This window comes from Actinoplanes sp. NPDC049802 (assembly GCF_040656595.1).
In the GTDB taxonomy this organism is placed as follows: Bacteria; Actinomycetota; Actinomycetes; order Mycobacteriales; family Micromonosporaceae; genus Actinoplanes.
On sequence record NZ_JBFAMR010000091.1, the window covers coordinates 1 to 19,075 of the forward strand.

Genomic DNA, 19,075 nt, shown 5'->3' on the forward strand with positions numbered 1-19,075 from the left:
GGCAGCCTGCCACTCGACCTGGGCCCATTCATCGGCCGCGACGACCTTCTCGGCACCGTCACCCGGCTGCTGGAACGGACCCGGCTGCTCACTCTAGCCCGGGACAGCGCCCACGGCCAGCCGAGGGGTTCAGCCGGCTACCTGCTTGCGCAGGGAGGCCGCCTTGGCGGTGTCGCCGGACTCCTCGGCCAGCTGGGCGTCGGCGAGCTTCTGCTGCCAGCCGTCCGGGGCACGGCCGGTGGCCGCCTTCTGCTGGGCCGCGTCGCGGGCGTCGGGGGCCACCCGGGTGCGCAGGCCCCAGCCGTAGGGGAACAACGGCTGGTACTTCGCGTCGCCGACGTTGACCGGGACCTGGGCGGCCGAGCTGGGCCAGCTCAGCGGCAGGCGCCCGGTGAAGGGCTCCCGGCCGAAGAGGACGTCGGCGACGCCGGTCCCCTCGCTGCCGGGCAGCCACGAGGCCACCAGGGCGTCGATCTTGCCGAGCTGGTCGGTGATCACCTGCGGGCGCCCGGAGACGAGCAGGACCACGCACTCGGCGACCGCGTCACAGACCTTGTCGACCACCGCCTTGTCGCCCGGCTGCAGGGTGAGCGACTTGGGTTCCTTCTGCTGCTCGGTGCCTTGCTGCCAGGGGGTGCTGCCGACGTCGCCGAAACCTTCGGCGTACGGGGTCTCGCCGACGACGACCACACCGATGTCCGAGCCGCCGATGGGTGCGGTGGCGTCGGCGCTGTAGGTGACGGACGCCTTCGGGGCGACCTTCCGGATGCCCTCGAGGATGGTGTCGCCCGGGATGATGTCGCCGTTGCGGCCTTCCCAGTCGATGGTCCAGCCGCCGGACTGGTTGCCGATGTCGTCGGCGTTGCGGCCGGCCACGTAGATCTTCGCGTCCGCCCGCAACGGCAGCAGCTCGCCGCTGTTCTTCAGCAGCACCTGCGACTTGGCGGCCGCGGTGCGGGCCAGAGTCCGGTGTTCGGCGGTGCCGAGCTCGCCGAGGGTGGGGTACGGGTTCTCGAACAGCCCGAGCCCGAACTTGACGGTGAGGATCCGCTTGACCGCGTCGTCGATCCGGGCCGTGCTGACCCGCCCGGCGTCCACCTCCGCCTTGAGCAGCTCCTGGAACCGCGGCGCGGTGTGCGGCTCCATGAACATGTCGATGCCGGCGCTCACCCCGGCGCGAACCTGGCTGGGGGTGGGTTCCGGAGTGTCGGCCGGATCGGTGGACGGCAGCTGGTGGATGCCCTCCCAGTCGGTGATCACGAAGCCCTCGAAGCCGATCTCACCTTTCAGCTTGCCGGTGATCAGTTCCTCGCTGGCGTGCATCTTGACCGGGTTGCCGGCGCCGTCCTCGGTCCAGTCGACGCTGGAGAAGGACGGCATGACGCTCTGGGCGCCGTGCTCGCCGATCGCGGAGACGTACGGCGCCAGGTCGACGCGGTCGAAGTCGGCACGGCTGGTGACGGTGACGCCCTGGTCGATGGCGTAGCCGCTGTCCCCGGTGCCGTACTCGGTGTCGCCGTCACCCGCGTAGTGCTTGACGGTGGCCACCACCCCGTCACCCTGGAGGCCGTCGACGGCGGCGCCGCCGAGCCGGGCGACCAGGGTGGGGTCCTCGCCGAAGGTCTCGAAGGTCCGGCCCCACCGTTCGTCGCGGGAGACGCACACGCACGGCGCGAAGTTCCACCGGGCGCCGGTGGCCCGCATCTCCACGGCGGTGGCCCGGTAGACCTGTTCGACGAGCTTCGGGTCGCGGCCGGCGCCGAGGCCCACGTTGTGCGGGAAGACGGTGGCCCCGTGCGCGTTGTTGTGGCCGTGCACCGCGTCGACGCCGTAGAGCAGCGGGATCTTCAGCGGGGTGGCGAGCGCCGCGCGCTGGAGCGAGCGGATCATGTCCACCCACGCCTGCGCGTTGTTCGGATCGGGGACCGAACCACCGCCGGAGAGGACCGAGCCGAGCCGCCATTCGGTGACCTTTCCGGGGTCGCCGGCCACCCTGACGCGTTCGGCCTGGGTCATCTGACCGATCTTGTCGGCCAGGGTCATCCGGCCGAGCAGGTCGGCGACGCGGTCCTCGACGGGCTGCGCGGCGTCCAGGTAGAGCGGAGCGGCGTCCTGGGAGTCTGTGCCGGTCCGGGCGATCACGACGCCCGCCACGACGGTCGCTGCCAGCACGATCCCCCCGAGCGCCGCAAGCCGGGTCCGTGGTCGCATGGGTCTCCTCGATGGTTCAGATGGTGAATGTGGGTCGCGGCTGAGTCTGCCGGACAGCGCTGGTCGCGAAAACGACCCGGGCCGCGTTCGGCTGGCGCATGCTGATATGAAGGACTTCCGACGGAGCTGACATGGTCGTATTGCTTATCGCTGAGGACGACGAGGACATCTCGCTGGTCCTGACCAGAGTGTTCAAGCGAGCCGGAATGACCGTTCTGCAGGCTCCGGACGGATGGGCGGCGTTCGAGAGCGTCGTCGAGCAGCGACCGGACGTCGTGCTCACCGATCTCGGCATGCCGCGGATGGACGGCTGGGAACTGATCGACGCGATCCGGGCACATGCCGACGAGGGGATCCGGCGAACGCCGGTGGCGATCCTCAGCGGCCATCTGCATCCCGGCGAACCGCGGGCCGGTTCCTCGCGCGTCTGCGCGATCATGCTGAAACCCTGCCCGAACGACCGGCTGCTGGCCACCATCGACGAGCTGGTCAGGATCGGGCCCCATGACCATGACAGCGCCGACTCCCGATGTCCCGCCGATTTATCCGTATCCGTATGACAAAGTATTGAATAACAGAGTGGCTGGGTAAGGCTGGGTGACAGCCCGTGACCACGGGCCTCGGTCGGGAGAATCGGGCGGGTCATGGTGGTACTGGACGAGGCGGTGCTGACCGATCCCGTACGCCTGCGCGCGGTCGACCGTGCCATCCTCTCGCTGCCCGGCCGATCGTCCCCGCTCGACGACATCGCCCGCCTGGCGGCCCGCCTGCTGCACACCCCGATGGCCTGCGTCACCCTGGTCACCGAGGACGAGGAGCTGTTCGTCGGCGCGCACGCCATCCCGCACGAGCTGAGCCTGCCCCGCCGTGCCCCACTGACCTACTCGGTCTGCAAGTACGTGGTCTCCGCCGACGAGGTCATCCTGAGCCGGGACATGACCGAGGAGCCCGACGAGTCGCTCTGCAAGCACCTGCTCGTGCTGGAGTTCGGCATCCGGTCGTTCCTCGGCGTGCCGATCCACGACCGGGACGGCCGCCCGATCGGCTCCCTCACCGCCCTGGACCGCCGCCCCCGCGACTGGAACGACGACGACGCCGACATTCTCACCGCGGTCGCCGACACGATCCGGGTGCAGGACGACAGCGCCTTCCACGCCGTACTGCTGGAGAGCATGGAGGCCGGGGTGGTGGCCTGCGACCGTTCGGGCCGGGTGGTCTTCGCCAACCGTGCGGTGCGCGGCATCATCGGCCTCCGTTCGGACGGACCGTTGCCGCCGGACTTCGAGAAGGAGGTCTGCCGGCTGCTCGCCACCCCCGACCACCGTTCGATGACGCCCGCCGAGAGCCCGCTGCTGCGCGCCCTGCACGGCGAACGCGTGGTCTCCGAGGACGTGCTGGTTCGCCGGCCCGGCCACCGCACCCGGATCTTCGACACCAGCGCCCAGCCCGTCCTCGGGCCGGCCGGCGACGCGCTCGGCGCCGTGGCGGTCGCCCACGAGGTGACCGCGCTGCGCCGGGTCGAGCGGTTCCGCAACTGTCACATCGCCGTGCAGCACGTCCTGCACGGCGCCACCACGGTGGCCGAGGCGACTCCCGGGATGCTGCGGGCGGTCACCGCCACCCTGGGCTGGCCGTCGGCCGAGCTGTTCCTGATCGACGAGGCGAGCGGCCTGCTCCAGGCGGCCGGGCACTGGGACTCGTCCGGGATGGACCCGGACGGCTTCTTCGGGCACACCCCGGTCCGCGGACAGGGCATCACCGGTCGGGTGTGGGAGACCGGACGGCCGATCTGGGTGCCGGACCTCACGCTGAGCGCCGATCTGCGTACGGCCCACGAGCGCGAACGCGTGGAAGTGTGCCTTCGGCGCGGGGTGCGGACCGCGCTGGCCGTGCCGGTGCGCGACGGCAGCTCCCTGCTGGGCGTGCTCACCTGCTACGCCGGCACCCGGGAGTACGAGCCGGAGCTGCTCACCGTGCTGCTCGACGGGGTGGCGGCGCAGGTGGGCGTCTTCGTGGCGCAGCGCCGTGCCGAGGAACTGTCCCGTCAGCTGGCCCGGGCGCAGGCGGATTTCGTCGACCTGGTCGGTCACGAGCTGCGCACCCCGCTCACCTCGATCACCGCGAACGCCGCCCTGCTCGCCGAGGAGCCCGCCGGCCTGGACACCGACTCGCGGACCATGGTCGAGGTGATCGCCCGCAACGCGTCCACCCTGCAGCGGATCGCGGACACCCTGCTCGACCTGGCCGGGCTCGACGCCGGGCACATCGAACTGGACGTCGCCGAGGTGGACCTGGCCGCGCTGCTCTCCGACGCGGTGACCGCGGTCCGGCACACCGCGGACCGGCTCACCCTGGTCACCGAACTGCCCGTCGAGCTGCGCCTGGCCGGGGACGCCGACCGGCTCCGCCAGGTGATCGACGACCTGCTGCTGAACGCGGTCCGGTACAGCCCGCCGGGCGCGCCGGTGCACGTCACGCTGAGCGCCGACGACACGATGGCCCAGCTGTGCATCACCGACAGCGGCATCGGCACCCCGCCCGGCGAGCACGACCTGGTGTTCGACCGGTTCTTCCGCGGCAGCAACGTGCGCCACCAGGGCACCTCGGGCAGCGGGCTGGGGCTCAGCCTGGCCCGCGCCATCGTGCTGCTGCACGGCGGCACGATCCGGCTCTCCGACAACCGGCCGTCCGGGACGGTCGTGTGCGTACGCCTGCCGCTCGCCTGAACCACGTGTGGAGTTCGGGCGCGATCCGGACCCGTACTTCACACACGGGGTGGGGGTCAGACGGCCCGGCGCCGGTCGAGGGCGTCGAGCAGGGCGGTGGCGCGCAGACCGGCGTTGATGCCGACCCAGCGGGCCGGCTCCGGCTCCCAGCGGCGCGAGCGATGATTCACCCAGGGCAGCGCGGTCAGGTCGCTGTCGCGGCCGAGGATCAGATCAGCGAGGGTACGCCCGGCGAGGTTCGCGGCCGCCACGCCGTCGCCCACGTAGCCACCGGCCCAGCCGACGCCGTCGCGCAGTCCCACCGACGGCATCCAGTCCCGGGGGATGCCGAGCGGCCCACCCCACCGGTGGGCGATCGGCGGATCGATCCCGAACAGTTCGGTGATCGTCGCCCGCAGCGCGTCGAACACCCCGGGCACCAGGTCGTACTCCGGCCGGATCCGTGACCCGAAGTGGTACGGCGCCCCGCGCCCGCCGAAGGCCAGCCGATCGTCCGCGGTCCGCTGACCGTAGATGACCAGGCGTCGCTCGTCGGTGAACGTCTCCCGGCGGGCCAGGCCGGCCCGTTGCCAGAACTCCCCGGACAGCGGCTCGGTGGCGACCATCAGCGAGTAGACCGGGGCCAGGGCACGGCGGTGACCGGCGAGGCCGGCGGTGTAGCCCTCCAGTGCCCGCACCACGTGCGCGGCGCGCAGCGTACCCCGGCTGGTCGTGATCTGTCCGGGTTTGATCTGCTCGACCCGGGTGCTCTCGTGGATGGTGACGCCGAGCCGTTCGACGGCCCCGGCCAGGCCGCGCACCAGCTTGGCCGGGTGCAGGGCGGCGCAGTGCTCGCTGTAGACGCCGCCGAGCACGCCCTCGGCCCCGCAGATCGCACGGGCCTCGGCGGCGCCGATGAAGCCCGGGTCGTGGCGGGCCCGCCGCAGCTGGGCCGGGCCGCGGACCAGGGAGATGACGCCGCCCTTGGCGTAGTCGCAGTCGATGCCCTCGGCGGCGGCGGCCCGGCCCACCTCGTCGACCGTGTCCTCCAGCGCGCGGGTCATGGCGGCCGCCGCGCCCGGGCCGAACCGGCGGGACAGTCTCGCCTCGGAGACCGGGAAGAGGCCGGACGCCCAGCCGCCGTTGCGGCCGGACGCGCCGAACCCGCAGTAGTGCGCGTCCAGGACCACGATCCTCTTCCCGGGCGCGGCCTTGGCCAGGTAGTAGGCGGTCCAGAGGCCCGTGTACCCGCCGCCGGCGATGGCCACGTCGGCGGCGGAGTCACCGGGCAGCGGCGGGCGTCTCTCGATCGGGCCCAGCGAGTCGAGCCAGAAGGAGGGGCTGTTCATGGAGTTATCGTGTCCCCCAGGCGTATGTCTGTTTCGCGAGGCGCAGGTACATGAAGGTGTCGGTCTCGCTGACGCCCTCGATGGTCCGGAGCTTCTCGTTGAGGATGTCGAGCAGATGCTCGTCATCGGTGCAGACCAGTTCGACCAGCAGGTCGTAACGGCCGGCACAGATCACCACGTAATCCACCTCGGCGATGGCCGCGATCGCGTCCGCGATGGCCCGCAGGTCGCCGTTGACCCGCAGCCCGACCATGGCCTGCCGGGCGAAGCCCAGCGTGAGCGGGTCGGTGACCGCGACGATCTGCATGAGCCCGTTGTCCAGCAGCCGCTGTACGCGCTGGCGCACCGCGGCCTCGGAGAGCCCGATCGTCTTGGCGAGAGTCGCGTACGACATCCGGCCATCGCGTTGCAGATGCTCGATGATCAGTTTGTTGGTGTCGTCCAGGGTCACGTCCGTCACGGCGCGATTCTTCCCTGTAACGCTCGGCGTCAGCAAAGGGATCGCCCGTCAGGTGCGCGGAGCGCCGCGGAGCCGGCCGCACACCACGACGGCCGGCCGCCCGGTCGCGTGCCGGGCCACCTTCACCGACTCCTCCGGCGAGGGCATCAGGCCCCCACGTTGTGCATGACGTGCTTGACGCGGGTGTAGTCCTCGAACCCGTACATCGACAGGTCCTTGCCGTGGCCGGAGTGCTTGAACCCGCCGTGCGGCATCTCGGCGACCAGCGGGATGTGGCAGTTGACCCAGACGCAGCCGAAGTCCAGCCGCTGGGTCATCCGCATGGCGGTGCCGTGGTCCTTCGTCCACACGCTGGAGGCCAGCGCGTACTCCACGCCGTTGGCGTAGCGGACCGCCTCGTCCTCGTCGGTGAAGCGCTGCACGGTGATGACCGGGCCGAAGACCTCGTTCTGGATGATCTCGTCGTCCTGCCGCAGACCGGAGACGACCGTGGGGGAGTAGAAGAAGCCGCGGTCGCCGACCCGGGCGCCGCCGGCCTGCAGCACCGCGTGACCGGGGAGCCGGTCGATGAAGCCCGCGACCCGGGCCAGCTGGTTCGCGTTGTTGACCGGGCCGTAGAGCACGTCCTCGTCGTCCGGCGCGCCGGTCCTGGTGTTCCGCGCCTGCTCGGCGAGCGCCGCGACGAAGTCGTCGTAGACGCCCGGCCCGGCCAGCACCCGGGTGGCGGCCGTGCAGTCCTGCCCGGCGTTGAAGTAGCCGGCCTCGGCGATCGACGCGGCGGCCGCCTCCACGTCGGCGTCGTCGAACACCACGACCGGGGCCTTGCCGCCCAGCTCCAGGTGGGTGCGTTTCAGGTCGGCCGCGGCGCTGCCGGCCACCTCCATGCCGGCCCGCACCGAGCCGGTGATCGACACCATCCGCGGGGTCCGGTGCGTGACCAGGGCGCGGCCGGTGTCGCGGTCGCCGAGGACCACGTTGAACAGCCCGTCGGGCAGGAACTCGGCGGCGATCTCGGCCAGCATGACGCTGGTGACCGGAGTGGTGTCGGACGGCTTGAGCACCACGGCGTTGCCCGCCGCCAGCGCCGGCGCGATCTTCCACATCGCCATCAGCAGCGGATAGTTCCACGGGGTGACCTGGGCGCAGACGCCGATCGGCTCGCGCCGCACGTAGCTCTCGAACCCGTTCATGTACTGCCCGGCGGAGCGGCCCTCCAGCACCCGGGCGGCGCCGGCGAAGAACCGCAGGTGGTCGACGGCCGGCGGCAGCTCCTCGCTGGCGGTCAGGCCGAGCGGCTTGCCGGTGTTCTTCGACTCCGCGGCCACCAGCTCGTCGGCGCGCGCCTCGACGGCGTCGGCGAACTTGAGCAGGGCGCGCTGGCGCTCACCGGGGGTGGTGTCACGCCACTTCTCGAAGGCGATGGACGCGGCCCGCATGGCGCGGTCGACATCCGCGTCGCCGGAGACCGGAGCGGAGGCGAAGACCTCGCCGGTGGACGGGTCGACGAGGTCGGAGTACCGCCCGTCGGCAGGCGCGACGGCCTCGCCCCCGATGAGGTTGTGCAGCACCGTCTTCGCCGTCATTACGCCTCCAGAGCTGTGGGATCAGCGTTTTCGGCCCCATCTTTTCCGCTGAATCCGTGGCTAACAAGTGGTTCGAGCGATATTCCCGCACCGGTGCGGGGCGTGACACCAGCCCGCCACGCCGAGCCGGCCCGACGGCAGGAAAGGACGTCGCGTCGGTGACCGCTTCGAGACGGCGCAGAGCGGGGCAACACCAGGAAGCCTGATGTGCCCCGCTCTGCGCCGGAGAGTGACCGCGGGTCATGAACCGGCGGGCCGCACCTCCACGCCGGTGACCAGCCGCCGGTCCGCCCCGGCCGGGCGCACCGGGCCGGTCAGCTCGACGGCCCCCGCGCAGGGCAGGTCGCCGGCCGACGTGCCGACGAGAACCCGCAGCTCACCGGGCTCCACGAGACGTCGCATGTCCCGGCCGGTGAACGCCGTACGGTCGGTGTGGACGGCGAACGTCACGTCGGCGGCGGCGCCCGCGGCCAGCTCCACCCGCTGGAAGCCGGTCAGCTGAAGCACCGGACGGGTGACCTGGGCGATCGGGTCGGCGAGGTACAGCTGGACCACCTCCGAGCCGTCGCGCCCGCCGGTGTTGCGCACCCGCACGGTCACCGTGAACTCCCCGTCGGTGGGCACCGCGGTGTCCGGCAGGCGCAGGCCGTCCACGGTGAACGTGGTGTACGAGCGGCCGTGGCCGAACGGGAACAGCGGGGTGGGATCCAGGTTGCTCACGCCGGTGTGCTCGGCCCCCAGCCGCGGCTGAAGGTAGGTGCCCGGCTGACCGCCCGGAGTGCGCGGGATCTGCACCGGGAGCCTGCCGCTGGGCTGCACCCGGCCGGACAGCACCCCGGCGATCGCGGGACCGCCCTCCTCGCCGGGCATGAACGCCTGCACCAGCCCGGCGGCTCGGCCGTCCAGGTCGCCCAGCGCGTACGGCCGGCCGGAGACCACCACGACCACCACCGGGGTGCCGGTCGCCAGCACCGCCTCCAGCAGCTCGCCCTGCACGCCCGGCAGCCGCAGGTCGGCGGCGTCGCAGCCCTCGCCGGAGGTGCCGCGGCCGAACAGCCCGGCCAGGTCGCCGACGAACGCCAGGCACACCTCGGCGGACGCCGCGGCGGCCACCGCCTCGGCGAAACCGGAGCGGTCGTCGCCGTCCACGGCACAGCCTCGCGCGTACGCGATCTCGGTGTCCGGGAACTCGGCCCGGATCGCCTCGGCCGCGCTCGGCAGCGCGATGCCCGCCTTGACGTCGGGATAGCGGGGCAGCACGTGGTTCGGGAAGGCGTAGCAGCCCAGGAAGGTGCTCGCGTCGTCGGCGCACGGGCCGATCACCGCGATCCGGCCGGGCGCCGGGCGGCCCGGCCCGGTCAGCGGCAGCGCGGTGCCCGGGTCGAGCAGCACGATCGAGCGTTCCGCCAGCTCGCGGGCGAGACCACGGTTCTCCGGCGAGTCCAGCGCCACGCCGGCCGCGCCGGCCACCGAGGCCTCCGGCGTCCAGTCCGCGTCGAGCAGACCGAGCTCCGCCTTCTGGGTGAGCAGCCGGCGCGCCGCACGGTCGACCAGCTCCTCGGCCACCTCCCCGCGGCGCACCCGGGCGACGAGCTCGTCGCCGAAGCCGACGGTGTCCGGCAGTTCGACGTCGATGCCGGCCGCCAGGGCCAGCGCGCCCGCGTCGCCGGAGTCGGCGGCCACCTTGTGCATGCCGGCCAGGAACGGGATCGACCAGTAGTCGGAGACGACCGTGCCGGTGAAGCCCCACTCCTGGCGCAGCAGTTCGGTGAGCAGCCACGGGTCGGCGCCGGACGGGACTCCGTCGACGTCGGCGTACGAGTTCATCACCGAGCCGGCGCCGGCGGTCCGGATGGCGGTCTCGAACGGCGGCAGGATGACGTCGAGCAACTCCCGCCGGCCCATCGGCACCGGGCCGTGGTTGCGGGCGCCGCGCGAGGCGGAGTAGCCGGCGAAGTGCTTGAGCGTGGCGATCACGCCGGCGCTCTGCAGACCCCGCACGTACGCCGAGCCGATCATCGCCACCAGGTACGGGTCCTCGCCGATGGACTCCTCCACCCGGCCCCAGCGGTAGTCGCGGACCACGTCGAGGACGGGGGAGAGGCCCTGGTGCACGCCGAGCGCCGCCATGTCCCGCCCGATGGCCGCGGCCATCCGCTCGACGAGTTCCGGGTCGAAGGTCGCTCCCCAGTTGACGGCTGCCGGGTAGACACTGGCACCGTGCATGGTGAATCCGGTGAGGCACTCCTCGTGGACGATCGCGGGGATGCCGAGACGAGACGATTCCATAACGATGCGCTGCTGCCGGATCAGCTCGGCGGCGCCGTCGGCGGCCGACAGGGGATAGCTGCCGTAGATCCGGGTGAGGTGGCCGAGGCCGTGCCGGCTGGCGTCCTCCAGCGCGGCGCCGGCGGCGAACTCGCTCTCCATCGGCGCGACGTCGTGCCCGTCCTCCGGCTCCGGGCCGGCGGCGCCGGTCGCGCCCTTGTCCTTGCCGAGCCACCGGCTGCCGAGCTGCGCGACCTTCTCCTCCAGCGTCATCTCGGCCAGTAGTGTGTCGACGCGATCGGGCACCGGAAGGCTCGGGTCGCGCCACGCGGGTGGTGGCGCTTGGTCTGTCGTCAACGGTACCTCCGATGAATTCCGAAACTTCCGAGCCGCGCCGGACCTCGGCGGCGCCCGTGTCAGGGCTCGTGAGCGGCGTGGGAACGTCGCATACTCTCGCGCTCAGGGCACTGTTACGGCAAGGGACTTGACACTCGTCACAGCGAAACCCTACGTTTACGAAACCTCACCTTAATTTACAGCAGTCGCGCGAAACTTTCGGGAACTTAACCGGTTTTGGAAGGTTTGCGGCAGAACCCTCGCGGTATCATCGGCCGCACCGCGGCTTCGTTCGAGTACGGAGATCAGCGTGAAGCGCAGGAATTTCTTGACCCTCACCACCGGAGCCGCCGCGGGTGCCGCGCTGGCCGCGTGCGGTAACGACGGCCCCGCCGGAAGCGAATCCGGTGGCGGCGGCGGCTCGGCCAGCTACTGGTCGCTCAGCGGCGAGCCCGGCGAGCCCTACCGCAAGGCCGCCATCGACCGGTTCAACAAGGCCAACCCGGACTCCAAGATCACCCCGACGTTCTTCCAGAACGACGCCTACAAGCAGAAGATCAAGACCGCTCTGGGCGCGAACCAGGCGCCCACGCTCATCTGGGGCTGGGGCGGCGGCGGCCTGAAGAGCTACGTCGAGGCCGGCCAGGTGGAGGACCTGACCAGCTTCTTCGGTGACGCCGCCCTCAAGAGCAAGCTGCTGCCCGGCTCGTTCGGCGCGGCCACGGTCGACGGCAAGATCTACGCGATGCCGGTGGAGACGGTCCAGCCGATCGTCTTCTACTACAACAAGAAGGTCTTCGAGCAGGTCGGCGTCAGCGCCCCGCAGACGTACGGCGACATCCTCGACCTGATCCCGAAGTTCAACGCCAAGGGCATCGCGCCGTTCTCGCTCGCCGGCCAGTCCCGCTGGACCAACATGATGTGGCTCGAGTTCATGCTCGACCGCAACGCCGGCTCCGAGGTCTTCGACAACGTCTTCGCCGGCAAGGCGGGCGCCTGGTCCGACCCGGCCGTGCTCGACATGCTGACCAAGGTCCAGGACCTGGTGAAGATGAACGCCTTCCAGAAGGGCTTCGCCTCCACCGCCGCCGACACCAACGCCGACCAGGCCCTGCTCTACACCGGCAAGGCCGCGATGATGGTGCACGGCTCCTGGTCGTACGGCATCCAGAAGGCCAACGGCGGCAAGTTCGTCGCGGACGGCGGCCTCGGCTGGATGAACTTCCCGCCGATCGACGGCGGCAAGGGCGACCCGACCAACACCGTCGGCAACCCCGGCCAGTACCTGTCGATCTCCTCGAAGGCCACCGCGGCCGACAAGGAGACGGCGAAGAAGTTCTTCTCCACCACGCTGGTGGACGACGAGGAGAAGGCCGGCTGGGTCAAGTCCGGCGGCGTGCCGGTCCTGGCGAACAGCGACAGCCTCTACACCGGCGAGGACGCGCAGTTCCAGAAGGACATGTCGGCGATCGCGGCCGGCGCCAAGACCTTCGCGCAGTCGTGGGACCAGGCGCTCAGCCCGACCGCGTCCGAGGTCCTGCTGGACAACATCGCCAAGCTGTTCCAGCTCCAGGTCAGCCCGCAGCAGTGGGTCGACAACATGAACGGGGTCATCGGTAAATGACGACGCTCGCTCCGCCCGTCGTGCGCGGTCAGGAGCCCACCAGATCACGCGGCGGGCGGAGCGGCTCCGTCCTTGTATGGATGGTTCTGCCCGCGTTCGTCATGTTCGTCTTCTTCGGGATCGTCCCGTTGATCGGCGTGGTGGTGCTCAGTTTCTCGACGTGGAACGGCATCACACCGACCATCGAACTGACCGGGCTGACCAGCTGGAAGGCGGCCCTCACCAACGAGGGACTGCCCAACGCGCTCTGGGTCACCTTCCTGATCATGGCGCTGTCCTGGCTGGTGCAGACCCCGCTGTCGATCCTGCTCGGCACGTTCATGGCCCGGCAGAGCCGCTACCGCGGCTTCCTCGCGGTCTTCTACTTCATTCCGCTGCTGCTCAGCTCCGCGGCGATCGCGATCACCTACAAGTCGCTGCTGGACCCGAACTTCGGGCTCGGCGCGGGACTCGGGATCGAGGCGCTCAACCAGGACTGGCTCGGCCAGGCCAACCTGGCCATCGCCACGCTGATCTTCGTGGTCTCCTGGCAGTTCATCCCGTTCCACTCGCTGATCTACCAAGGCGCGGTGCGGCAGATCCCGGATTCGATGTACGAGGCGGCGCAGATCGACGGCGCCGGCCGGGTCCGGCAGTTCTTCAGCATCACCCTGCCGCAGCTCAAGTACACGATCATCACGTCGTCGACGCTGATGGTGGTGGGGTCGCTGACCTTCTTCGACCTGATCTGGGTGCTCACCGCCGGTGGTCCCGGCGACGCCACCCGGGCCCTGGCCGTGCAGATGTACCAGCTCGGCTTCCAGGCCAGCCTGATGGGCCCGGCCAGCGCGATCGCCGTCATCCTGGTCCTCGTCGGCATCGGCCTCTCCCTGCTGCTGCGGCGTCTCGGCGGGCGGGCCGACCAGAGCCAGATGGAAGGAGCCTGAGGTGGCGACCATGACCCCCACCCCGGCCGGAACCCGGACCGGTAAAGCCCCGGCCCCCAGCGTGACCGGCAGACCGGCCCGCCGCCGGCTGACCGAGCGCAACTGGGTCGGCGGCAGCTTCGCCTGGCTCTGGCTGATCGTGGTGATGGTGCCGCTCTACTGGCTGGTGATCACCAGCTTCAAGACGCAGGCGAACTACTTCATCACCAACCCGCTGAAGCCGCCGAGCGAGTTCACCTTCGACAACTACGTGCTGGTGATCGAGAGCGACTTCGCCCGGTACTTCATGAACAGCGTCATCGTCACCCTGGGAGCGGTTCTTCCCGCGACGCTGATCTCATTCATGGCCGCCTACGCGGTGGTCCGCGGCGCCGGCAACCGGTTCCTGCAGGGGGTGAACGGCGTCTTCCTGATGGGGCTGGCGATCCCGCTCCAGGCGGTCGTCATCCCGGTCTACCTGATCATCATCAAGATGGAGCTGTACAACACGCTCCAGGCGATCATCCTGCCGTCGATCGCCTTCGCCATCCCGCTGTCGGTGCTGGTGCTGGCCAACTTCATCCGTGACGTCCCGAAGGAGCTCTTCGAGTCGATGCGGATGGACGGCGCCACCGAGTGGGGCACGATGTGGCGCCTCGCCTTCCCGCTCACCCGGCCGGCCCTGGTCACCGTGGTGATCTACAACGCGGTGGGCATCTGGAACGGTTACCTGCTGCCGCTGATCCTCACCCAGAGCCCGGAGAACGCGACCATCCCGCTCGCGCTCGCGTCCTTCCAGACGCAGTTCGGCGTGAACGTGCCGGCCGTCGCCGCGTCGGTCACGCTCACGACCGTGCCGATCGTGCTGCTCTACGCGATCGGACGGCGCCAGCTGGTCAGCGGTCTGACCGCCGGTTTCAGCAAGTGACGCCCTCTCAGTGAGTCACGCCGCGGCCCTCGAAGGGGGCCGCGGTGCTTTCCCGGACCTCCAGCTTGGTGACCAGCTCCACCCGAGGAGTCTCGATGGGCTCGCCGCGCGACAGCCGCAACACGGTCCGCGCGGCGAGCCCGCCCATCTCGGCGAGCGGCTGGCGCACCGTGGTCAGCGGCGGCGACGACCAGCGCGACTCCGGCAGGTCGTCGAAGCCCACCACGCTGAGCTGGTCGGGCACCAGGATGCCGCGGCGGCGGGCCGCCTCGTAGACGCCCAGGGCCATCAGATCGCTGCACGCGAAGATCGCGGTCGGTGGATCGGGCAGGTCGAGCATCCGCCCGCCCGCCACGAAACCCGACTCGTGCCGGAAGTCGCCGGTCACCACCAGATCCTCGTCGACCCGCATACCGGCGGCCTCCATGGCGGCCCGGTAACCGTCCATCCGGGCCCGGCTGCACAGCAGCTCACGCGGGCCGGCCACGATCCCGATCCGCCGGTGCCCCAGCGACAGCAGGTGATCCGTCGCGGTCCGGCCGCCCGACCAGTTCGTCGCCCCGATCGTCGGCACGTCCGCCGCCACCCCGCCGGCCGGATCGATGATCACCACCGGAACCTTGAGCCGGTGCAACTCGCTGTGGATCGGCTCGCCGACGTCCGAGGTCACGAAGATGACCCCGTCCGACGCGCGGGCCCGCAGGTTCTGCAACCACTGCCGGGTCGCGGTGCTGCGCCGGTGCACCTGCGACACCACGGTGCCGACCCCGGCCGGGTGCGTCACGTCCTCCACACCGCGGACCAGCTCGAGGGCCCACGGGCTGTCCAGGTCGTCGAACACGAGGTCGACCAGGCGGGCCCGGCCCGGATGCCGAGAGTTGCGGGGCCGGTAATCGTGCTCGCGAAGAAGCCGCTCGATCAGCTCCCGTGTGCCCGGGGACACATCGGAACGTCCGTTGAGCACGCGTGACACCGTGGGCACCGAAACACCCGCAGCCTCCGCGATCGCCGCGATAGTCACTCTTCCCCTGCCAACGGCCACGGACGCGCTCCTTACGGCGGGCCTGTCGCGACTGCAACTTTCGGAACCCGGCACCGGAATTCTGCCACGCCTCGCCCGCCCGACAAATCCCTGGTGAGCCTGGAACCGCTCCCAGCTTCGTTTCGCGCCGCGAAACGTACATTTCCCCTGAGGTTTCGAGGGTGAGTCGCCGATCAGCCCGGCGCGGGCCGGACGGCCCGCACCGGCAGAAGGCCGCTTTCTTCGTCGATCGGGCACACGTGGGGCGTACCGGGAAAAGGTGGTGAGCCGGAAACCGGCCCGCCTGGAGCGAGCCGGTCCGGGGTGGCTCAGGAGAGCTGGGGGATGACGTCCTCGGCGAAGCGCAGCAGCGGCTCGTGGTCGTAGGCCACGCGGGGGATGTAGACGATCACGTAGTCGCAGCCCGCCTCGGCCAGGCGCTCCAGCTTGCCGATCGTGTCGGCGGTGGAGTCCTTCGGGTCGAGCTGGTAGCTGGTCGACTTGGCGATCCGGCCGGGGTCGCGGCCCAGCGTGTCACAGTGCTGCCGGAGGACCGCCGCCTTCTGCCGGAAGACCTCCGGGTCGCCGTTGGCGAAATTGCAGCCGTCGGCGTAACGCGCGACCAGCTTGAGCGTCACCTTCTCGCCACCGCCGCCCAGCCAGAACGACGGATGCGGTTTGCGCACCCCCTTCGGCTCGTTGATCGGCTGATCGATGCGGTAGTGCCTGCCGGAGAAGACCGGGCGCTCCTCGGTCCACATCTTGTGCACGATCTCGACCGCCTCCCGGAACGCCCGCATCCGGTCGGGGACCTCGGACCACTCGTAGCCGTAGGCCTTCCACTCGTGCTCGTACCATCCGGCGCCGAGCCCCGCGTAGAGCCGCCCGTGACTCGCCACGTCGACCGTGGAGGCGATCTTGGCGTAGAGGGCCGGGTGCCGGTAGCCGTTGCAGCCGACCATCTGCCCGATGTTCACCCGGCTGGTGTCCCGGGCCAGCGTCGACGAGACCGTCCACGCCTCGAACGTCGTGTTGATCGTCGGCTCGGGGGTGGTGTGAAAGTGGTCGTACACCCACACCGAGTCCCACGGGCCCGCGTCGGCGAGCTTCGCGACGGCCGTCATCGCCTCGTACTGCTCGACCGGGTCGGCGATCTCGGTCAGGTCCATCCGCCATCCCTGGGGCACGAAAACCCCGAAACGCATGCTCATGACCTCGAACCTACCCAGTCACCCGGCGGCTCCGAGTCCGGCCGTGCCCGGCCGCACGCCGGTTCCGTACAGTGGCCGCATGGGCGGATGGATCTCGGTGTACTCCTCGAACGGTGGCGACCGGTTCTCCCTGGCCGATTGACTGGCCGACCGCGGCATCGACTGGAATCCCTTCCACGAGGGCGAGGTCCGCGGCGGCGTCGTGTGCGGCTGTGCCCGCGATGGCGGCCGCTGGTGGTGCAGGTACTACCTGGACATCGACGCTGACGCCCTGTGGCGGCTCGGCCTGCATCCCGATCAGCCGCTGTCCCGGATCGTCAGCCCGCCGCTGCCGCCTTCGCACGTCAAGAAAATCTTGGCGGAACGGTTGGCACTCGAGGCGTGGCAGTGCTAAAAAATGTCTTGTCGGACCTGGTCAGAGAGTTCCAGGACGACCTCGGCGAGAATTGTCAGCCGAGCGCCACGAGCCGCCGGACCGCCCGGCGGCTGTCCTGAGGAGGTGCATCGTGGTGCTGACTTTCGATCCTTTCCGCGAGTTCGACCGCCTGGCCGGCCAGATGCTGGGCGCCCCCGGCGTCGGCGCCGCCGCCGTGGCGATGCCGATGGACCTGTACCGGTCCGGTGACCACTTCGTGCTGCACTGCGACCTCGCCGGCATCGACCCCGGCTCGGTCAGCGTCGACGTCGACGGCCGGGTGCTCTCCATCCGTGCCGAGCGATCCGCCCGTACCGACGCCGACGTCCAGTGGCTCCGCCGCGAACGTGCCACCGGGACCTTCGAGCGCCGCATCACCCTCGGGGACGGCCTCGACCTCGCGAAGATCGACGCCACCTGGCAGGACGGCGTACTCACCGTGACCATCCCGGTCGCCGAAGCCGCCAAGCCGCGCCGCATCGAGATCAACACCGGCCAGGCGCCCGCCACCATCGAGGGCAAGACCACCGAGACCAAGTCTCTGGGGCGCTGACCCCGTCGCCGGGCCGGATCCGTCCGGCCCGGCTCAGCCGTGGCATCTCCCGATCCGGGCTCGGCGGTTCGCCGGCCCGGCTCCCGGATCGGCGAACCGCTGATCCGGGGACTCCTCCCGACGCGGCGCGGCGGTCCGCCACTGCCGCCGCGCCGCACCAACGTCAAAAGACCCTTTCCCGGTACGGGCGACATCGACCCCGACCGCAACCCCGGCCGTCCCGTCGGCGCCCCGCGAGCGGGGCGCGACGCGCGCCCGTGCCGCGACCGCCGGGCTGAGCTGCCGACCCGGCCCGCTGGTCCCCCGTGTGGGCAGGGCAGCCCGGACCGGAGGCCGGTATCCCGTTCCGGCCGGTGGAGGGAACGGCCGTCGCGGCCCTTGCCGGGGTATGAGGTGATACGAGAGGGTTGCGCTCCCTGGTTCCCGCACCCCCGGAGTTCCGCACATGCGCAGCCAAGCCCCCACCAACCGTGCCTTCCTCCAGGTGGCGGCCATCGCCGTGCTCGTCTTCATCGGCGCCGCCCTGGTGGTCTTTAGCGGTTCGCTCGACGGGATCGCCGGCCTGCTGACCTACAGCCTCCTGCCGGTCGCCTGGCTCACCGCCTGCTGCAGCCTCGCCGGCCTGGCGCTCGCCTCCGTCCGCCACTGATCAGGACAGCGATCGAGGGCGGTCAGGCCTTCTGGTAGAGGGCTGGAGTTCTACTGTGGTCCGGTGAGAGTCTCGGAGATACGGCGCTATCCGGTGAAATCGCTGCTCGGTGAGACGGTGACGGCGGCCACGGTGGGGGATCGCGGTCTGGAGGGCGACCGGCTGTGGGCGGTGCGTGACGCGGACGGGAAGTTCGGCAGCGGTAAGAACACGCGACGGTTCCGGCGGATGCCGGGGCTGTTCCGGATGCGGGCCGTGACCGGTGACCCCGCGCCGATCGTCGAACTGCCGGACGGGACCCGCTTCGCCGCCGAGGATCCCGCTGGATGCCGGGCGGTGAGCGAGGTGCTCGGGCGGGCGGTGGAGATCGTGCCGGAGGCGGCTGTTCGGCACCACGACGAGGGGCCGGTCAGCCTGCTCACCACGGCCGCGCTGCGCAGTCTGACCCGGCTGTGCGGCGGTGAGCCGGCCGGTGGGGACGTCGATCCGTTGCGTTTCCGGGCCAACCTGTTGATCGACGGCGCCGACGACGGTTTTCCGGAGGACGAGTGGCCGGGGCGGAGGTTGCGGATCGGTCCGGACGTGGTGCTGCGGATCGAGCGGCCGATCACCCGGTGCGTGATGATCGACATGGCGCAGGATACCGCCGTGGAGCGCAACGACCTGCTCAAAGCGCTCGCCGCAGAGCACGGCATGACGTTCGGCGTGGTGGCGGCGGTGGCACGGCCGGGACGTGTCGCCGTCGGTGACCGGGCGGAGATCGTTTGAAGCCCGCCGGGTGCGGCACGACCGTGCCGCACCCGGCTCGCAGATCCGCCGGACCGGGTTCGGATACCCGGCCGAGCCCACCGCCCCGG

General features: G+C 70.7%; 15 protein-coding genes. 8 read left to right on the forward strand and 7 right to left on the reverse strand.

Annotated features, from left to right (window positions below; all coding sequences use genetic code 11):
* Positions 1-129: 129 nt before the first annotated feature.
* Positions 130-2,211 (reverse strand): glycoside hydrolase family 3 protein, encoded by a 2,082-nt coding sequence (locus AB0I88_RS36225; RefSeq protein ID WP_361035532.1) that lies wholly within the window; start codon positions 2,209-2,211, stop codon positions 130-132.
* A gap of 131 nt (positions 2,212-2,342) precedes the next feature.
* Between AB0I88_RS36225 and AB0I88_RS36230 the strand changes: the two genes are divergently transcribed.
* Both AB0I88_RS36230 and AB0I88_RS36235 read left to right on the forward strand, forming a co-directional pair.
* A complete protein-coding gene (locus tag AB0I88_RS36230; protein WP_361035535.1) occupies positions 2,343-2,771 on the forward strand; it encodes a response regulator in 429 nt (142 codons plus the stop codon).
* 84 nt (positions 2,772-2,855) lie between these two features.
* Positions 2,856-4,937, forward strand: coding sequence for a GAF domain-containing protein (locus AB0I88_RS36235; RefSeq protein ID WP_361035538.1), 2,082 nt, complete (start codon positions 2,856-2,858; stop codon positions 4,935-4,937).
* A 56-nt stretch (positions 4,938-4,993) separates the two neighbouring features.
* On the opposite strand, the gene AB0I88_RS36240 is transcribed toward AB0I88_RS36235, so the two are convergent.
* The 4 genes from AB0I88_RS36240 to AB0I88_RS36255 form a co-directional block, all read right to left on the reverse strand.
* Positions 4,994-6,265, reverse strand: a complete 1,272-nt coding sequence (locus AB0I88_RS36240) for an FAD-binding oxidoreductase (RefSeq protein WP_361035541.1) — start codon at positions 6,263-6,265, stop codon at positions 4,994-4,996.
* A 4-nt stretch (positions 6,266-6,269) separates the two neighbouring features.
* Complete coding sequence (locus AB0I88_RS36245; protein ID WP_361035544.1) at positions 6,270-6,725, reverse strand: Lrp/AsnC family transcriptional regulator; 456 nt, start codon at positions 6,723-6,725, stop codon at positions 6,270-6,272.
* Positions 6,726-6,871: 146 nt separating this feature from the next.
* Positions 6,872-8,308, reverse strand: a complete 1,437-nt coding sequence (locus tag AB0I88_RS36250; protein ID WP_361035547.1) for a gamma-aminobutyraldehyde dehydrogenase — start codon at positions 8,306-8,308, stop codon at positions 6,872-6,874.
* Between the two features lie 240 nt (positions 8,309-8,548).
* The gene (locus AB0I88_RS36255; protein ID WP_361035595.1) at positions 8,549-10,849 is read right to left on the reverse strand and encodes a glycoside hydrolase family 3 N-terminal domain-containing protein; all 2,301 of its coding nucleotides are present in this window, start codon (positions 10,847-10,849) and stop codon (positions 8,549-8,551) included.
* A gap of 373 nt (positions 10,850-11,222) precedes the next feature.
* Between AB0I88_RS36255 and AB0I88_RS36260 the strand changes: the two genes are divergently transcribed.
* The 3 genes from AB0I88_RS36260 (at position 11,223) to AB0I88_RS36270 (ending at position 14,369) form a co-directional block, all read left to right on the forward strand.
* Entirely contained in the window at positions 11,223-12,536 is a 1,314-nt protein-coding gene (locus AB0I88_RS36260) for an extracellular solute-binding protein (protein ID WP_361035550.1), read from the forward strand.
* An 80-nt stretch (positions 12,537-12,616) separates the two neighbouring features.
* Positions 12,617-13,462 (forward strand): sugar ABC transporter permease, encoded by an 846-nt coding sequence (locus AB0I88_RS36265; protein WP_361035553.1) that lies wholly within the window; start codon positions 12,617-12,619, stop codon positions 13,460-13,462.
* 10 nt (positions 13,463-13,472) lie between these two features.
* Entirely contained in the window at positions 13,473-14,369 is an 897-nt protein-coding gene (locus tag AB0I88_RS36270; protein ID WP_361035598.1) for a carbohydrate ABC transporter permease, read from the forward strand.
* A 7-nt stretch (positions 14,370-14,376) separates the two neighbouring features.
* Here AB0I88_RS36270 and AB0I88_RS36275 read toward each other — a convergent pair whose 3' ends face one another.
* On the reverse strand, positions 14,377-15,411 hold the full coding sequence (locus AB0I88_RS36275) for a LacI family DNA-binding transcriptional regulator (RefSeq protein ID WP_361035556.1): 1,035 nt from the start codon (positions 15,409-15,411) through the stop codon (positions 14,377-14,379).
* A 308-nt stretch (positions 15,412-15,719) separates the two neighbouring features.
* A complete protein-coding gene (locus tag AB0I88_RS36280) occupies positions 15,720-16,601 on the reverse strand; it encodes an LLM class F420-dependent oxidoreductase (protein ID WP_361035559.1) in 882 nt (293 codons plus the stop codon).
* Between the two features lie 506 nt (positions 16,602-17,107).
* Between AB0I88_RS36280 and AB0I88_RS36285 the strand changes: the two genes are divergently transcribed.
* The 3 genes from AB0I88_RS36285 to AB0I88_RS36295 all read left to right on the forward strand — a co-directional run bounded on the left by AB0I88_RS36285 (position 17,108) and on the right by AB0I88_RS36295 (position 18,986).
* Positions 17,108-17,569 (forward strand): Hsp20/alpha crystallin family protein, encoded by a 462-nt coding sequence (locus tag AB0I88_RS36285; RefSeq protein ID WP_361035562.1) that lies wholly within the window; start codon positions 17,108-17,110, stop codon positions 17,567-17,569.
* A gap of 445 nt (positions 17,570-18,014) precedes the next feature.
* Positions 18,015-18,218: a hypothetical protein gene (locus AB0I88_RS36290; RefSeq protein ID WP_361035565.1), complete on the forward strand. Its 204-nt coding sequence runs from the start codon at positions 18,015-18,017 to the stop codon at positions 18,216-18,218.
* A 63-nt stretch (positions 18,219-18,281) separates the two neighbouring features.
* Positions 18,282-18,986 (forward strand): MOSC N-terminal beta barrel domain-containing protein, encoded by a 705-nt coding sequence (locus AB0I88_RS36295; protein WP_361035568.1) that lies wholly within the window; start codon positions 18,282-18,284, stop codon positions 18,984-18,986.
* Positions 18,987-19,075: the final 89 nt, after the last annotated feature.